General features: G+C 38.2%; 14 protein-coding genes. 1 reads left to right on the top strand and 13 read right to left on the bottom strand.

Annotated features, from left to right (window positions below; all coding sequences use genetic code 11):
- Nucleotides 1-39 precede the first annotated feature (39 nt).
- From CRI88_RS08600 to CRI88_RS08625, 6 genes are all read right to left on the bottom strand, one after another.
- The gene (locus CRI88_RS08600) at nt 40-3,336 is read right to left on the bottom strand and encodes a DNA translocase FtsK (RefSeq protein WP_101966541.1); all 3,297 of its coding nucleotides are present in this window, start codon (nt 3,334-3,336) and stop codon (nt 40-42) included.
- Nucleotides 3,337-3,597: 261 nt separating this feature from the next.
- Entirely contained in the window at nt 3,598-4,212 is a 615-nt protein-coding gene (ytpR, locus tag CRI88_RS08605; protein ID WP_036118820.1) for a YtpR family tRNA-binding protein, read from the bottom strand.
- Nucleotides 4,209-5,033 carry a DUF1444 domain-containing protein gene (locus tag CRI88_RS08610; RefSeq protein ID WP_036118818.1) on the bottom strand — a complete coding sequence of 275 codons (825 nt, stop codon included), beginning with the start codon at nt 5,031-5,033 and terminating at the stop codon, nt 4,209-4,211. Before CRI88_RS08610 ends, ytpR begins: the two co-directional genes overlap by 4 nt.
- 70 nt (nt 5,034-5,103) lie before the next feature.
- On the bottom strand, nt 5,104-5,589 hold the full coding sequence (locus tag CRI88_RS08615; protein WP_231745133.1) for a hypothetical protein: 486 nt from the start codon (nt 5,587-5,589) through the stop codon (nt 5,104-5,106).
- Nucleotides 5,590-5,716: 127 nt separating this feature from the next.
- Nucleotides 5,717-6,238, bottom strand: a complete 522-nt coding sequence (locus tag CRI88_RS08620; RefSeq protein WP_101966542.1) for a DUF84 family protein — start codon at nt 6,236-6,238, stop codon at nt 5,717-5,719.
- Between the two features lie 59 nt (nt 6,239-6,297).
- Nucleotides 6,298-7,374, bottom strand: a complete 1,077-nt coding sequence (locus CRI88_RS08625; protein WP_036118812.1) for a M42 family metallopeptidase — start codon at nt 7,372-7,374, stop codon at nt 6,298-6,300.
- A gap of 165 nt (nt 7,375-7,539) precedes the next feature.
- Here CRI88_RS08625 and CRI88_RS08630 point away from each other — a divergent pair, with 165 nt between their 5' ends.
- Nucleotides 7,540-7,854, top strand: coding sequence for a peptidase M4 (locus tag CRI88_RS08630; RefSeq protein ID WP_036118810.1), 315 nt, complete (start codon nt 7,540-7,542; stop codon nt 7,852-7,854).
- 53 nt (nt 7,855-7,907) lie between these two features.
- Here CRI88_RS08630 and CRI88_RS08635 read toward each other — a convergent pair whose 3' ends face one another.
- The 7 genes from CRI88_RS08635 to pepV form a co-directional block, all read right to left on the bottom strand.
- A complete protein-coding gene (locus CRI88_RS08635; RefSeq protein WP_036118808.1) occupies nt 7,908-9,134 on the bottom strand; it encodes a carboxylate--amine ligase in 1,227 nt (408 codons plus the stop codon).
- Nucleotides 9,135-9,263: 129 nt separating this feature from the next.
- Nucleotides 9,264-10,127, bottom strand: a complete 864-nt coding sequence (locus tag CRI88_RS08640; protein ID WP_036118806.1) for a YtnP family quorum-quenching lactonase — start codon at nt 10,125-10,127, stop codon at nt 9,264-9,266.
- A gap of 11 nt (nt 10,128-10,138) precedes the next feature.
- Nucleotides 10,139-10,789 carry a tRNA (guanosine(46)-N7)-methyltransferase TrmB gene (gene trmB, locus CRI88_RS08645; RefSeq protein ID WP_036118804.1) on the bottom strand — a complete coding sequence of 217 codons (651 nt, stop codon included), beginning with the start codon at nt 10,787-10,789 and terminating at the stop codon, nt 10,139-10,141.
- A gap of 95 nt (nt 10,790-10,884) precedes the next feature.
- Nucleotides 10,885-11,817, bottom strand: coding sequence for a diacylglycerol/lipid kinase family protein (locus CRI88_RS08650; protein WP_036118802.1), 933 nt, complete (start codon nt 11,815-11,817; stop codon nt 10,885-10,887).
- A 3-nt stretch (nt 11,818-11,820) separates the two neighbouring features.
- A complete protein-coding gene (locus CRI88_RS08655) occupies nt 11,821-12,825 on the bottom strand; it encodes a nuclease-related domain-containing protein (RefSeq protein ID WP_101966543.1) in 1,005 nt (334 codons plus the stop codon).
- A 479-nt stretch (nt 12,826-13,304) separates the two neighbouring features.
- Nucleotides 13,305-14,159, bottom strand: a complete 855-nt coding sequence (gene dat / locus CRI88_RS08660) for a D-amino-acid transaminase (protein WP_036118799.1) — start codon at nt 14,157-14,159, stop codon at nt 13,305-13,307.
- A gap of 27 nt (nt 14,160-14,186) precedes the next feature.
- Nucleotides 14,187-15,593 (bottom strand): dipeptidase PepV, encoded by a 1,407-nt coding sequence (pepV, locus tag CRI88_RS08665; RefSeq protein ID WP_058845059.1) that lies wholly within the window; start codon nt 15,591-15,593, stop codon nt 14,187-14,189.
- Between the last annotated feature and the right edge of the window lie 350 nt (nt 15,594-15,943).

A 15,943-nucleotide genomic window follows, 5' to 3' on the forward strand; every position in this document is an offset into this window, starting at 1 on the left:
GACGTAAATTAGATAATCTAGACGAAAACAATGCAATTCTTATTCAAACATAGTAATTAAATCTTCTTCTGTAATGTAACTTTCACGCGGCTTACTTCCTCTTGCCTCCGAAACAAAGCCATGTGATTCTAACATATCAATTAAACGAGCAGCACGATTATAGCCAATATGATATTTTCGTTGAATCAATGAGGTTGAGGCGCCACCTTGCTCATAGACAAATCGGCAAACATCTTCAAACAGATCATCCTGTTCTGCGGACACCTCTGTTTTCTTCAATAACTCCTCTTGATCGAAAATATAATCAGGCTCTCCCTGCTCACGAACATGCTCAATAATGGCTTCAATTTCATCATCTGTCACAAATGTTCCCTGTAGTCGCACTGGCGCTGACATACCATTACCTAAATATAGCATATCCCCTCGCCCAAGTAATCTTTCTGCTCCCTGCCCATCTAAAATGGTACGAGAATCAATTTGTGAGGAAACAGCAAAGGCAATACGTGTAGGGATATTTGATTTGATTAACCCTGTAATAACATCCACAGAAGGTCTTTGCGTCGCAACAATTAAATGAATACCACAAGCACGTGCCTTTTGAGCAATTCGACAAATGGCCTCCTCTACATCAGCCGGAGACATCATCATTAAATCAGCTAACTCATCAATGACAATTAAAATATAGGGTAGCTTCAAGCTATGCTCATTATTTTTATCTGCTATTGCATTATAACGTGTAATATCACGTGCACCTGCATGAGCAAATAGCTGATAGCGACGCTCCATTTCCTCCACTGCCCATTTCAGTGCAGCCGTTGCTGCCTTCACATCTGTAATAACAGGGCTAACTAAATGCGGTATATGGTTAAATGGTGCAAGCTCTACCATTTTAGGGTCGATCAGCATGAGTTTTAACTCATGTGGTGCAGCTTTATATAATAAACTAACCAAAATAGAATTAATACAAACAGATTTACCCGAACCCGTTGCACCAGCAATTAAGCCATGAGGCATTTTTCGCAAATCTAATGTAACAGGCTTTCCTGTTAAATCAAGACCTAACGCTGCCTCTAATGGAGAATCCGATTCAAGGAAAGAGGCACTATTTGTCACCTCTGACAAGCGAACAGCACGAGATACGCGGTTTGGAATCTCAATACCTATTGAACTTTTTCCAGGGATTGGTGCCTGAATACGAATATCTTTTGCTGCTAAGGCCAGTTTTAAATCATCGGCTAAGTTTCGGATTTTACTAACCTTTGTACCATGGCTCACCGTTATTTCGAATTGCGTAACAGCTGGCCCCTGCATAATCGATTCAATTTGAGCGGAAACCTGGAAATAAGAAAGTGCCTCGACCAATGTATCTCCCTGTTGTTCCATCCAATCCGTATCCTGTGTTTTCTCCTCTGGTGGCTCTAAATACTCATCTGTAGGCTTTTGATAGACATGAACTGGCTTTGCAGGTTTTTCAGCTTCCTGTGCTTCCACTTCAAATACTGGTGGTTCCTCTTGCTTGTCAACAGACTGTACAGGACCATACGCTACAATTTCTGAAATTTCATCAGTGTTGGTAGTTAGTTCTGGTTCTGGTTCTAGCTCTAAATCTGGTTCTAGTTCTGATTCTAGCTCTGACTCTAAACCTCGTTCTAGTTCTGATTCTAGCTCTGACTCTAAACCTCGTTCTAGTTCTGATTCTAGCTCTGACTCTAAACCTCGTTCTAGTTCTGATTCTAGCTCTGGCTCAGTAGTAGCTGAAATTTCATCATTAGCGGCTTTTTCAATTTCTGTTCTTTCTTGCGTTAATACACCAGACATTGTTGTCACAGGTGTCATTGTAATGACTGCTACATTGTCTTCAGAGCTATGTGGAGTAGTAGCATTTCGCGTATCGTCCTTGGCATATTGATGGGATGCTAACTCATCTTGCAATGGCATATGCTCTGTCATTGACTCAACAAGATCCTCTTCTGTTAGCGAATCAGCTGGTTGGGGACGATCTATTATTACAACGCTGTCTAGAGAACATGATTCTTCCTCTTCATAGGCAACCGCCACATCCACTGGTTCGTTTTCCATTGCTTTCTGAGTACTTTCTACATGAAGAGGCTGTGCCTTTTTCATTTGCTGTTGGATTCTCCATTTTTCTTTATCCGTTTTTAACATGAGGACATTAAAAGGAATACGACTTGTTTCTTCCTTCTGCACCGTATCAACAGATTGGTCGTCAACAAGTAATGGGTCATCCTTCGATGGCTGTACAACTGTTACCTCTCCGATATGAATCGTGGAATTTTCGATTTGTACTTGCTCTACTATCATTTCTTTCACGTGAATTTCAGATTGATCGGCAGAAAGTTGTTGAACTGTTTGGTCTTGCAGAACAGCTTCCTTCACTTGATCTTCAAAGGCCATGGCAAATGATGTTGTTTGAGGTATAGCCATATTAGATAACATACTCTCCTGCTCACCATTAGCCTCTACCGATACATCATCATCAAAATGAATAGGCTCATTTGCTAAAGGTAGCTCATCAGGTTCAATGATTTCATGCTGCTCTACTTCAACCATTTGACCTATGCTAGCCGGCTCTTTTTCTTCTAGTATATTTTCATTAGCCTCATTTGTTGTCGTTTCTTTTATAGAGTTCGTAACCGTCACCATTTCGGTATCATGTACCGAGGTTTCTTGCTCCTCGTATTCTTCTTTTCTTTTATCTAATAATTCTTTGATGGGACTTGGTTTTGCAAATCCATAGACGGGTGAAGGTACATCTGTTGGCACAAAGCGTTTACGATTCTCAGGTAAAATGCTTTCAACTTTTTGTTCCTTCCACTGCTTTTTCTCTTTCGAAACAGATGCTGGTGCAGACGCAGACTTAACATTGACTGTCTCATGTTGTGCATCCCGAAACACTAAGCTTGCTCGTGAACGATATTGCTGTTCTACAGGCTGACTTTTCATCGTTGTTTTTCGACCAGTGCGTTTTGAACGATTTGCTAATAAATCACGAATCCCTGAAACCTCCACATCATAAACACTGGAGTCAACAATATGGTGGTTTAAATGCTTCGGTAAAGATAAATCACCAATCTGTCCATAATCATCATTACCCATTTGATCAAACATTTCTTTTTGTGGTGTGTAGGATGTCCCGCTTTCATCATCGTCAATCAATGGAAAACGGAAAGTCTTCTGCTTAGCCATCGGTACTTCATTTTGCGTATGTAGTTGCTCGGTCTGCTCTTCTTCGTAGCCATCATAATATTCTTCATACTCGTAATATTCATCTTCTTTATTTATAAATTTACTAATTTGTTTTTTAAACCAGTTCACTTCGTTTCACTCATTTCTCTTACACTTCATTTATAGCATTGGCTTGATTCATATAATTAATAGCTCAATGTCTATATCAAAAAGCATACCATAAAAACGCTCTTGAAACTTGCATTTAGAGGCTCATTCTAAACAAAAAAATCGTTACGCTACTAGCATATTAGTAACATAACGATTTAGGGCATTTCACCTTGATACAAGGAATAATATCATGATAAAACATTTACATTTTAATAAATTCCTTTTCAAATAAAGGCATTTCTATTTAGTTGGTGTTTCAAAAGCACTACCAATAGTGGCATCTCCCGGTAATACTAAAATTCCTTTTTCAGAAGGAGCGTTAGGAATGGCTAATTCACGAGCTGAGCAAAGCATGCCGTAAGACTCAACACCACGTAAATTTCCTGCTTTAATGAGCATACCTGAAGGCATTACTGCACCAATTTTTGCAACAACTACCTTCTGACCTGCTTCTACATTAGGAGCACCACAAACAATTTGCAATGTCTCATCGCCTACATTTACGGAACAGATACTTAATTTATCAGCGTTCGGATGCTTGTCCTTTGTTTCCACATAACCCACCACAAATTTTGGAGAAAAGTCAACATCAAGGTTGATTGTAGCTCCATTTTTCTCGATGGCTGCAGTTAGTTGTGCTACTAGTTCTGGTGTCACTTCCACTAAGCCTCTTGCATCTGTTTGGATGTAGCTGCTTGCATTAAATAAATTAAACGCCTTTATTTCTCCTGTTTGTGCTTCTTTTAAAATAGCGATATCTCCAGCTCGTTCTACTACTGTTTTCACAATAGACTCAGTTGCTAATTGAACTAGTAAGACATCTCCTACATGCTCTTTGTTGTAAAATACGTTCATTGTTTTTCTTGCTCCTTTTTCACTCTGTTTTTGGCTAAAATAAAGATTGGTTCTAGTTCCCCATCTTCATAAATAAAAGATAATGATGTGATCGGTACTATACCGACAGTAAAGAAATGCATCGTCATCTGTGCTAATACATCATACCCTGTTTCATTGCGAATATCACCTATAATTAACACATCTTGATGTGGCACAGACAATGTCATATCGCCTTCCACCAGTGCTCGCATGTCTGTCAAAAAACTCTCATTTAAAATACGGCTAGCATCGTAGCCATCATTCACATTGACAAAATAAAATAGATTACCTGCTACCTCATCTTTTTTATATGCGGTTGGTAATTGCTTTACTGAAAAGCGTGCCATTTCTCGAATTTGCTCTACCGTTAATTGTAATGCTTCTAGCATGGATTCATCAATAAAACGATAGGTTTTACCCAAATCGAGCGCATAAAAAATACGTGTCTCCGCTGTATGCTCAGTTGTAATAAACGCATGTCCTTCTTTAGATGCTTGGGGATAAGAAGTCGCACGTATAATAGGATAAATTTGTGTAGTCGTTTGAAAGCCTTGTTCTTTTTCTTGCTCCATCGCATTAAAAGTCTGCTCAATCGTATAGACAACTTCCTCAATCGCTGCCTCTTGCTTATCATTGTATTTTGCTAAGATACCAGGTAATGAGAGCTCCATTCCTTTGTCAATCGTCTTATGATTCAATCGTAATTTATCATGCTTTTTATCAAAATGAAATTCGTATTTCTCTTCATTCAATCGTTTTTTTAATAGCTCTATCAGTTGTTCTGATTTCAATTGCTTCATTTCTCTCACATCCTGACTTCAAAATGAAACGGCTCACATGTTTGTGAACCGTCTGTTCAATCCAATCTATTTACTTCATTTTAACCGAATGTACAATTTTCGTCATCTCACGCAAATTAGTTTCAATATGTTTGGTCTGAGAAATCGTTGTCATTTTCACGCCGCCGCTACTAACAATGAGCTCCATCTCATTTTTATCTTCCGTCTTTAGAACCGCAGTGAAGCCAAAACGACCATTCTTGTCATAAGTTAACTCTTCGATAATTTTGTCCGCTTCATTTTCTTTTAAAAGATTATAATAAAGTTTACTGTCTTGTGCTTCTTCATCATTAATAAAAAGAATATAGCTTTCTTTTCCTTTTGAAATCACAATATTATAAGCATCTGAACTGTCTTCAACTTTAAAGTTTGAAGGTAAGTATAATTTGATATCTCCAATTTTCTCCGTATGTTCTTCTGGCTCTTCAGCAAAAACCGTCTCCGTTAATTGGAGCCCATTCGCAATTTGGTCATCAATCGATTGATTACAGCCAGAAAGGACCAGAAGTAAAAGCATCAGGCCGATAGTTTTTAGCCAGGTAAACGACATGTTCCTCTTCCTTTCTCTGCTAACTTTTTTCTATTTTAAAAAAATTATTCATCAGATGCAACCTAACTGCATGCTGAATACTAATTCTATTTAACTATTTTTGTGAAAATGCGAACAAATATTGACCAACCAATAGTGATACAATATGCTCAAACATCATCTGTCGACTCACCAAACCTTGCGTAAAAATACCTACAGCACCTGCACCTTGACGAATATCTCGACGTTTTGTGTATTGCTCCATAATAGGGCCAAGTTCTCCACCACCTCTTATTTCCTGGGCAATTTCTTTTGGTAATATAATTTGTGCACCAGCAGCTGTGAAAATTGTTCCATCAGAAACTGTTAATGCACCCCAATTACAAACATACATTTCATCATCTATTTCAGTTACGCCACCCTCTAAGCCAAATGCGAATTGTGCACCTGTTGTGTTCATGGCGTTTTTTGCACGATTAATCGCCCCTAGTCTCGTTTCTTCATTACTTATTGGTTGATCTGACACTTCAGAAGCAGCTTTCACATGCGTAAAGATGGCATCTTCAAAATATTGTCGAGCAATTACTTCAACTGCCTCTGTCTTCGCTTTATTCATTGTCCCAATGGCTATATTCATCTAATCCCCACTTTCTTTCCATAGAAAAAGATGCCTCTAAAAGGCATCTTGTTAACTTCTTATACATTAGCGCGAATTGTCTCTAATGTCGAACGATCTGCTTTTTTCACTAATTCAACAATTAATGCCTTGGCAGCTGCGTAATCATCAATATGAATAATGGACGCTGACGTGTGAATATAGCGTGAGCAAACACCAATAACAGCGCTTGGAACACCATCATTTGCTGTATGTACTCGCCCTGCGTCAGTTCCTCCCTGAGATACAAAGTACTGGTAAGGAATATGATTTGATTCGGCAGTATCTAAAATAAATTCTCGCATACCACGATGTGTGACCATTGTGCGGTCTAAAATACGAAGTAATGTACCTTTGCCAAGCTGTCCAAATTGATTTTTTTCTCCCGACGTATCGTTGGCAGGAGAAGCATCTAATGCGAAGAATAAATCTGGTTTAATCATATTTGCTGATACTTGAGCACCACGTAAACCTACTTCCTCCATAACATTTGCGCCTGAATATAAATGCGATCCTAGTTTTTCATTTTGTACTTCTTTCATTAACTCAATCGCTAGACCACAGCCATAACGGTTATCCCAAGCCTTAGCCATAATTTTTTTCGGATTGGCCATTGGTGTAAATGGACAAATAGGAATGATAGATTGTCCTGGTCGAACACCCATACCCATTGCATCTTCTTTGTTGTCAGCGCCAACATCGATAAGCATATTTTTTATATCCATCGGCTTAGCACGTTCCGCATCTGTTAATAAATGCGGTGGAATAGATGAAACAACGCCAGGTATTGCGCCATTTTTTGTATAAACTTCTACACGCTGTGCAAGCATAACCTGGTTCCACCAGCCACCTAATGTTTGGAAACGGATCATGCCATTATCTGTAATAGAAGTAACCATAAATGCTACTTCATCCATATGTCCAGCAACCAACACTTTCGGCGCGTCAGCAACCTCACTGCGCTTGACACCAAAGATGCCCCCTAAATTATCTTGAACGATTTCATCCGAGTATTTTTCTAACTCAGAACGCATGAACGCACGTACAGCATGTTCATTCCCCGGAGCGCCTGGTAGTTCTGTTAATGTTTTAAATAATTGTAATGTTTCCTCATTCATGATGACTCTCTCCCCACGAAGTAGAATATTCTTCCTTGCCTATTGTAACACATTTATTTCCGAATTCGAAATATTGATACATTTCCTAAAACTGTTAAAGTGTGAACGTGCATTCACTCCATAGGCTATGCTAAAATATAGGTATAGAAAAAGGAGGAAAGATGTATGAAATTACGTGATTTTTTAATTGGTGTTGCAACTGGCTTAGCTGCCGCAGTCATTATTAAAGAAGCTAGTGAAAAAGTTTCTCCGTTCGTACCTGCAGGACAAGTACTTGAAAACATAAAAAGAGAGTTTAAAAAGGATGCACCGATTGACGGTTCTTGGATTTTTATGAAAACAGAAGATTTCACAAACGGTATTATGACTATCCCAGTATATCGCGGAGGAATCTCTCGTATGAATGAAGGGGAAATGCAGACTTTCGAGTTTGCTGCCGACGCACGCTCTGGTGTTGTCGTGGAACTAACAGAAGTTTAATCATGTATAGACAATAAGAAGCCATCTCCAATGAATGAGATGGCTTCTTATTGTTATTCGGATAAACCTTTATTATTAAAGTACTTTTTATACTTACGATAATAATTCAAGTTATTGAGCGTTAACTTCACCCAACGCTTCGTATTCATATCCTCATTAAAGTAAAGAGAGTTTGTATATTTGCCCTCACTAATTAATTTTTTTGCTTCTAGTTTAAGCTTTTCATTTGATGCATATTTGAATAATACGCCCTTAGGAATAATCATCCATAAATGTTTGTCCTGCACATATGTGACATCTTGCTCGATATTTAACATATGGTCATCAGCGACATACTTCATTAAATTATGACCACTTGCTGTTACATAGTAGCTAGAGCGACCATTACGTAAATTAATTTCAAATAGCTTATACTGCTTGTCTCGAATATCATATTTCATATCGAAATTTGCAAAGCCTGTATAACCGATATCCTCTAAGAAGAATCGTACTTGATCCATTAATTCTTTATCATAGGTTGTAACGATGGCTGCATAACTTCCGATTCCTTCAGGAGAATGTTCTTCTAGAATAGGATTACCTAGACACATCAGCTTTACTTTTCCATCTTTCCCTACGTAAGCATTTAACACACGCATATAAGAATCATCACCAGGAATAAATTCTTGGATAATCATAGTATCCTGATATGTTGAGCTATAAATCGCTTTTAATATGGCCGTTTTTTCCGCATCATCATGCGCAACAAATACTTTTTTCTTACCTGGGAATTTACATGCCCAATATTCTACAGAGTTTGAAGCTTTTAAAATAATAGGGTAATCAAATGGTGGTGTAAAGTTTTCATAGTTATCGGCTGTCACCGTTGTTGTACCTGGATATTTAAAATTATATTGATCACACATTTTATAGAAGTTTTCTTTCAATAAAATTTCATCCATCAACGATTCATCGATGTACGGTACAGTAAAATGCTCTTGTAACGCTGGCTTATTTTTAATAATCAGCTTAGCATAATCGTCTCCACATGCTAAAAGCAATAGTTTTTTATCAGCATATTTTTTTGCAACTTCTGCAAGTGCAGGTGCAAAAACATCTTGTTCATTTAAACGGTCTATTTCTTGAAATTGTAGGATATGGCTATCTTGAGTCGCTGTTAAATGAGAACGTCCTAAGACAAGTGGTTTAATACCATATGCTTCATAAAACGCGCGTGCCATACCATATGCATTCATATCTGATCCTAGTAAAACTGGTAAAAATGGTTGTTCAGTTGCCATGTTTATTTCAACTCTCTTTTGTATTTTAGTATCGTGTTAAGTGTATCATATTTTCTATCCTGTTCACGAACAAAAAAGCGAGGTAATTGACATTTTATATGTCAATTACCTCGGCCTTTGCTGGCGCTATTAAAATGTAATAACAGCTTGTCTACTACGTTCAAGCTTATTGACAATTTCTTTGCCCGTTTCATCCCATTTAATCATACGGTAATATGCATCGTGATAGAAAATAAAGCTATAGCTATTGGTAAGCGCCTCTTTTATAAGTCGCTCTTTGGCAAATACACTTGTCATTGGGTAATCATCATACGCTAATACCCATAATGGATTCTGGTGAGCATGTGTTGGCATAATATCCGCCATATGCAATAATACTTCACCATTTTGCGTTAGCTTGATAACAGCATGTCCCTCACTATGTCCACCTGTATGAATCATTTCGATCCCTGGTACCACTTCCAACGTATCTTCATAGGTTTCAACTAAGTGCTGCACTGGCTCCCAATTCTCTTTCCAATACGTATTTTTAGAGCGGATATTAGGATTACGCATTTCATCCCATTCAATTTTCGTAACAAAAATTTTGGCATTCGGAAAAGTTGGTACAAGTACATCCTCTTCCCATTGTGTTAAGCCACCAGCATGATCAAAATGTAAATGAGTCATTAACACTGCATCAATATCCGCTGTTGTTAACCCCAGTTCCTGTAAGCTTTCCGTTAATGAGGATTCCTCGGTTACACCAAAGTTTCGTAATTGTTTTTCGTTTAATTTATTAAAACCAACTCCTGTATCAATCAGGTAGTTTTTGCCCTCATATTGAATGAGAATGGGTTCTGTTGGTAATTCAATTTGATTTTTTTCATTGACTGGATATTTACGTGACCAAAGCGGCTTCGGTACAACACCAAACATTGCCCCGCCATCTAGGCACGTAACACCCCCGTTAAGCCATGTTAATGACATTTTGTGAAACTGTAACTGATCCATCCATATTCCCCCTACAATTTAATGATAAATTGTGATTCTAAGCGATAAATCGGCTGCCCTTTCGCAGAAAATTTCTCCTCATATTCCGTCATCACATTATCCTCTGGCATATTTGCATGTAGGTCGAGAGATACATACTTTAGTAACATACCATATTCAGACATACTGATTAAAGAATACTCGAACAGACCACGGTTATCCGTTTTAAAATGGACTTCCCCATTATCCACTAAAATCGACTCATATAATTTCAAAAAACCCTCGTGCGTTAAACGTCTTTTTGCATGACGTGTTTTTGGCCAAGGATCTGAGAAATTCAGGTATACACGTGATACATCATTTTTATCAAAGAATTTATATAAATCTGCGCCATTTACTTTTAGTAAGCGTAAATTCGCTGGAGATTTTGCCTCTAGCACTTTTTCTAGTGCACAAACAATCACACTATCATAAAGCTCAATGCCAATATAATTAATCGTTGGGTTTTGCAAAGCCATACCTGTAACAAATTGCCCTTTTCCAGAACCTACTTCAATATGGATAGGATTGTCATTTCCGAAAACAGACTGCCACTTACCTTTAAAGTCTTCAGGATTTGGAATAATCACCTCTGGGTGATCTGTAATCATTTCCTCTGCCCAAGGCTTATTTCTTAATCTCAATGTTGTTCCTCATTTCTTTCTTGTGAAGTTATTGATGTTTTATAGTATAACGTATTCCCCTACAATTCGCATGAAATTATTGCACAATGATATTTTTAGGCATCTTTAGCAATAACCTGCCATGCATTTTGCTGTACTGTACAGTGTATAGGGATCCCTTGATTCACAACGCCCACGTAATTGCCATCCGTATGACAATCAACCTGATGAGCGCGTACACTCATATCAAAGTGTTGGCCCTGTAAAAAAGTAATTTCCTTAAATTTTGTATGCTTTTCAAAAAAAACAGTGATAAAAACAAGTAATAATTTGATACGTGATATTCCATGGACAATCGTTATATCCACAAGGCCATCATCTGCTTTTGCAGCTGGTGATATTTTCATGCCTCCCCCGAAATAAGGCTGATTACTCATCGCTACAAACCATGCCTGCTGGAATTGCCATTCTTGTTCACCTGAACGAATCGTTACATCAAAACGCTTAAAGCGAAATAACCCTCTCATAACAGCTACAGCATAGGAAAGCTTTCCTAACCCAATTTTATTGAGATAAAATTTAAGACGAGATGTATTAATTGATTTTGTCACATAGGCATCGAAGCCTATACCCGCATTATTAACGAAAATTTCATTCCATTTATCACCGAGCTGAATAATTCCTGCATCCATCTGTGTATTGGCCATAGTGTTCCTTATATAGGCCTCTATTTGCCTCGCATGTTGAAAGCTTGGGAAAAAGCGGGCAAAATCATTGCCAGAGCCTGCTCGAACGACACCTATAATGACGTATTTATTATGTACAACACCACTAACTACCTCATGGATGGTGCCATCACCACCAACAACGACAAGTAACATGTGTTCTTGCTGTTGCTGAGCCCATTGTTTGGCTATTTCCTTCCCATGTCCTTCATATTCCGTAAAAGCTACTTGATAGGTGATCGTTAGTTGCTGTTGCAGCTGAAGCCAAACCCTCTTGCCTTTCCCATTTCCTGCTGCCTCATTGACAATAAATAATACCTGCATATATCAGTCCTTTGTTGGTTGTGGCGCTTGCTGCCAAATGTCTCGATTAAAGGAGGTTGTTTGGACAGTATTTAAAATTGTTTGAGCAGCCCGTATTTGCATATGCTTCATAGGAGAGGAAACTTTTCTCAACTGCTCTATCCATTCGTGGTAATTTCGACGATCAACAAAGCGAATCCCAAATGGTGCACCAGGATAATCAAAATAACCATTCCGAGTTAGCACAACTTTACGGATAGGCATATCTATATTCTCTTGTTTAAATAATTGCGATAGCACCGATTCCATCCGCCCTAAATTAATTGTTGGATTCAGTACTTTAACGTCCTTAGTTCCCACTTTCTTCATCCAGAAGCGATCACTCCCACCTACATAGACAGCTTGATTTTCAGCTTCTAACACCGTAATACAAATACATTCTGTTGGTGACATGAGTACTACATCAAGCTCAATAGGGGCTTTTCTTATTTGTAGAATAGGATAATAAAACAACAAATAGTTATCTGGTAACGTTTGCAATAATGTACGTAGTAAAGAGTCACGCATGAAACGAGGATCTACATATGATTTTTCACGTAATGTTGAACTAGCCCATTTCATTTGAAAATGGAAAAATTGATCGATAAACATTCGTTTCAGCTCATGGATGGATTGTGGTGCAAACACAATTTTAGGTTCAAATGTGAGCGTCGTTTCTTCTTCTGGAATGGTATCTTCATCACTGACAAGCTCGTTGGATATTTCTAGTTTTTCAACATCCTCAGTTGCTTCCTTTTGGCGGCCAGCAAAGATTTTTTTGAAGAAGGAAAACCGTTCCTTTTCTTCGAAGGCATTTGTTTCTGCCTCATTGTCGTCATGTTGCCATTCGCTTATATCCTCTCCCAATTCCCACTGACGCTTAATGCGCTCCCACTGACTTTTCTTTAAGCGCACAAATTGAGTTGGATATCTCGCTAAATCAATTTGATAGCGTGAAATATAATCTTGTAATTTCACCAATTGTGCCATGTAAAGGTCACTCCATTCTTACTCACCATATCTATATTTCTTTTTATCTTGATTCAGCAATTGTTTTTTGTACTAAAAGCGTGTGTTCAAACGCTCGCTGAAATAGGGAGAACACTGTCAAAAAGCATCATGCCCTGAAGCAATGACGACGTGATCTACTCCATGTTGTCCCGAATTCCCCGACGAATGTTACAACCTTTAAGAGAAGATAATTAACTGCTCACACAACAGGATGACTTGAGGTTAACTTCTTACTTGCAGGCTTGAAAAAAATTTAGACACTATTACACCGAGACATCATGGATTACGATTGCTTTAGTAGAAAAAGAGGCAATTGTATACATTACATCGACATTTGTTCTACGAATTTCAATCTGTAAAATTATTCTTTCCTATCCTTTTTATTTTACATGACGACACTCAACATTACATCCATAAAAAAGAGAACTATCCTTATTGGTAGTTCTCTAAATGTTTTTTTATTTTGTATTTGAAGAAAGTGGTAATTTCGCTTCAAAAGCTTGTTGCAATTGACGTGTCCATTCCCCTGGTACACCAGCACCAATTTGGTTTCCATCAACATCCACTACAGGCGTCACTTCAGAAGATACAGACGAAACAATGATTTCATCCATCGTTAATAAATCAGCTTTTGTCATCGGCTCTTCCACGACAGGTAAATTAATTTCCTCTGCACATTTTAAAATGACTTGACGGGTAATGCCATTTAAAATGAAGTTATTCGCTGGATGTGTATAAAGCTTGCCGTCTTTAATACCATAAACATTCGCTGATGAGCATTCTGTCACGATATCCCCACGATGTAATATCGCTTCATAGCAACCTTTTTCAGCAGCCTCTTGCTTTGCTAATACGGCACCAAGTAGGTTTAAAGATTTGATATCACAGCGTAACCAACGAATATCCTCAACAAAAGTAGCCTTTACCCCTTTTTCAAAGTTTTCATATGCACGTTCACCCTCTTTAACATTACCAGTTAATACAGCTGGAACACTCGCATCTGGGAAAACATGATTACGGGCATTAGCACCACGTGTAATTTGGAAGTATACATGCCCTGTATCTAGATTATTTTTTTCAATTAGCTCATGTAATAATTTGTGTAAAACGTCCTTTGTATAAGGAATAACAAGACGAATTTTTTCGGCGCTTGCATAGAAACGATCAATATGCTCTTGTGCTGTAAACATATTTCCGTTATAAACTTTGATTACCTCATAAATGCCGTCACCGAATTGATAACCTCGGTCTTCTGGAGATATCACAATCGATCCTTCTTCAACAATTTGATCATTCCATAATGAATATGCCATGTTTTGTTCATCCTTTTCGTCTTTGAGTTATTTTTTTCCTGCAAGTTCAACAATTGCTTCAGCATAAATTGCTGCAGCTTTAACGAGATTTTCAACGACAACAAACTCATCTGCACGATGCGCTACATCTGGCTCTCCCGGAAACAGCATGCCAAATGCCACACCTTTTTTCATCACACGTGCATACGTCCCACCACCTGTCGATAATAGAGGTGTTTCTCTATCACCCGTTTGACGTCTATAAATAGCTGCTAATGTTTGGATAAATGGATCATCTTCACTGACATAATGCGGTTTGGAGTCGTCTTGAATATCTAGTGAGAACCCTTTTTCCACCGTTAAGCGTTGAGCCGCCGTTATTTTTTCATCGAATGGGTAGGACACAGAATAGCGCATACTAATTACTAAACTGCCACCTTTATGAACATCATAGCTGACGATACCTGGATTTAATGTAGTTTTTCCTGACATTGCATCCTCAAACTGTAGCGCAAGCTGATGGCCGTAATGATCCTGATAAAAAACATGTGCGATAAAGTCAACAAATTGTTTACTTGCCTCTGTCGTCAACTCTTGTTGTAAAAATGCTGCAAGATAAACAGCTGCATTAACACCTTTTTCTGGTTCCATTGCATGGGCTGCTTTACCTTTGATAGTTATTATATAGCGAGAGTCCTCCATTAATAAAGAGCCATCTAGCTGATTTTTGCTTAAAAATGTTTGAAAATTCTGTTCGAATGACTCGGAGACATGCTGAATTGTTGCTTTCGCAAAATCTGGTACCATATTTGGGCGCTTTCCTGCATTAAATAGTAGTAGTTGTTCTTTCGTTGCATCACCTATTTTATTTTGAGAGAACACAAGCTCGGCAATGCCTTTTTCCGCATTGATGAGCGGGAAATCCGCATCTGGTGCAAAACCAATTGTCGGCATTTCCTCTTGTTTAAAATAGTGGTCGACACAGCGGAATCCTGTTTCTTCATCCGTACCAATAATCATTCGTACTCTTTTTTCTAATGGAATACCCGCTTCTTTCACAAGCTTCATAGCCATCCATGCCGCAATCGTAGGACCTTTATCGTCAATCGCACCACGTGCATATAACTTACCGTCTGCTACTGTACCGCTGAATGGTGGGTATGTCCAGTCAGCTTCGTCTCCAATCGGTACAACATCAACATGACATAAAATACCAAGTAGTTCTTCACCTGAACCCATTTCAATATGCCCAGCATAATTATCAACATTTTTCGTTTGTAAGCCTTCGTTCTGACCTTTTGCTAGTAACCATTCAAGCGCTTGAAGTGGACCATCTCCAAATGGTACTTCAGTAGTTATTGTATCCTCATCAAGAACACTATTAATTTGCACAAGCTCCTGTAACTCTTGTATCAATTCATCTTGCCTTTCTTTTGCAGCCTGTAACCAATCCATACCATATACCTCCTTCAAAGTATCAACATTATTCTACACCTTACAACATATATGACAATCAGCTTTCTGACAACTATTTTCAGTAACTTCTACTGACACTACCACATATAGCATGTTTTTCACGTATTCCCACAAAATACAGTATAAAATTTATATTTCAAATGTAAATTTCTCTTGCATTCACTAGAAAATTAAGTAGTTTTTCTATATAATGAAGTTATCAGAATAATTGTTCTGACTATAAAATTAGAAAAGGGGATGTCTAAGGCAGCTACTTATTAGCCTAAGTGCACTCCGCACATATTGTCGTCCGCTAGTCTTTGCCAAGAGAATTAAGATGAAGGAGTGGT

Origin of the sequence: Lysinibacillus fusiformis (genome assembly GCF_002845985.1) — a bacterium.
Taxonomy (GTDB): domain Bacteria; phylum Bacillota; class Bacilli; order Bacillales_A; family Planococcaceae; genus Lysinibacillus; species Lysinibacillus fusiformis_D.

Coding starts and splice junctions, on each gene's coding strand:
- ytpR (WP_036118820.1), bottom strand. CDS start 4,212: ATGAACGTATTTTACAACAAAGAGCATGTAGGAGATGTCTTACTAGTT.
- CRI88_RS08610 (WP_036118818.1), bottom strand. CDS start 5,033: ATGAAGCAATTGAAATCAGAACAACTGATAGAGCTATTAAAAAAACGA.
- CRI88_RS08615 (WP_231745133.1), bottom strand. CDS start 5,589: ATGCTTTTACTTCTGGTCCTTTCTGGCTGTAATCAATCGATTGATGAC.
- CRI88_RS08620 (WP_101966542.1), bottom strand. CDS start 6,238: ATGAATATAGCCATTGGGACAATGAATAAAGCGAAGACAGAGGCAGTT.
- CRI88_RS08625 (WP_036118812.1), bottom strand. CDS start 7,374: ATGAATGAGGAAACATTACAATTATTTAAAACATTAACAGAACTACCA.
- CRI88_RS08630 (WP_036118810.1), top strand. CDS start 7,540: ATGAAATTACGTGATTTTTTAATTGGTGTTGCAACTGGCTTAGCTGCC.
- CRI88_RS08635 (WP_036118808.1), bottom strand. CDS start 9,134: ATGGCAACTGAACAACCATTTTTACCAGTTTTACTAGGATCAGATATG.
- CRI88_RS08640 (WP_036118806.1), bottom strand. CDS start 10,127: ATGGATCAGTTACAGTTTCACAAAATGTCATTAACATGGCTTAACGGG.
- CRI88_RS08650 (WP_036118802.1), bottom strand. CDS start 11,817: ATGCAGGTATTATTTATTGTCAATGAGGCAGCAGGAAATGGGAAAGGC.
- CRI88_RS08655 (WP_101966543.1), bottom strand. CDS start 12,825: ATGGCACAATTGGTGAAATTACAAGATTATATTTCACGCTATCAAATT.
- dat (WP_036118799.1), bottom strand. CDS start 14,159: ATGGCATATTCATTATGGAATGATCAAATTGTTGAAGAAGGATCGATT.
- pepV (WP_058845059.1), bottom strand. CDS start 15,593: ATGGATTGGTTACAGGCTGCAAAAGAAAGGCAAGATGAATTGATACAA.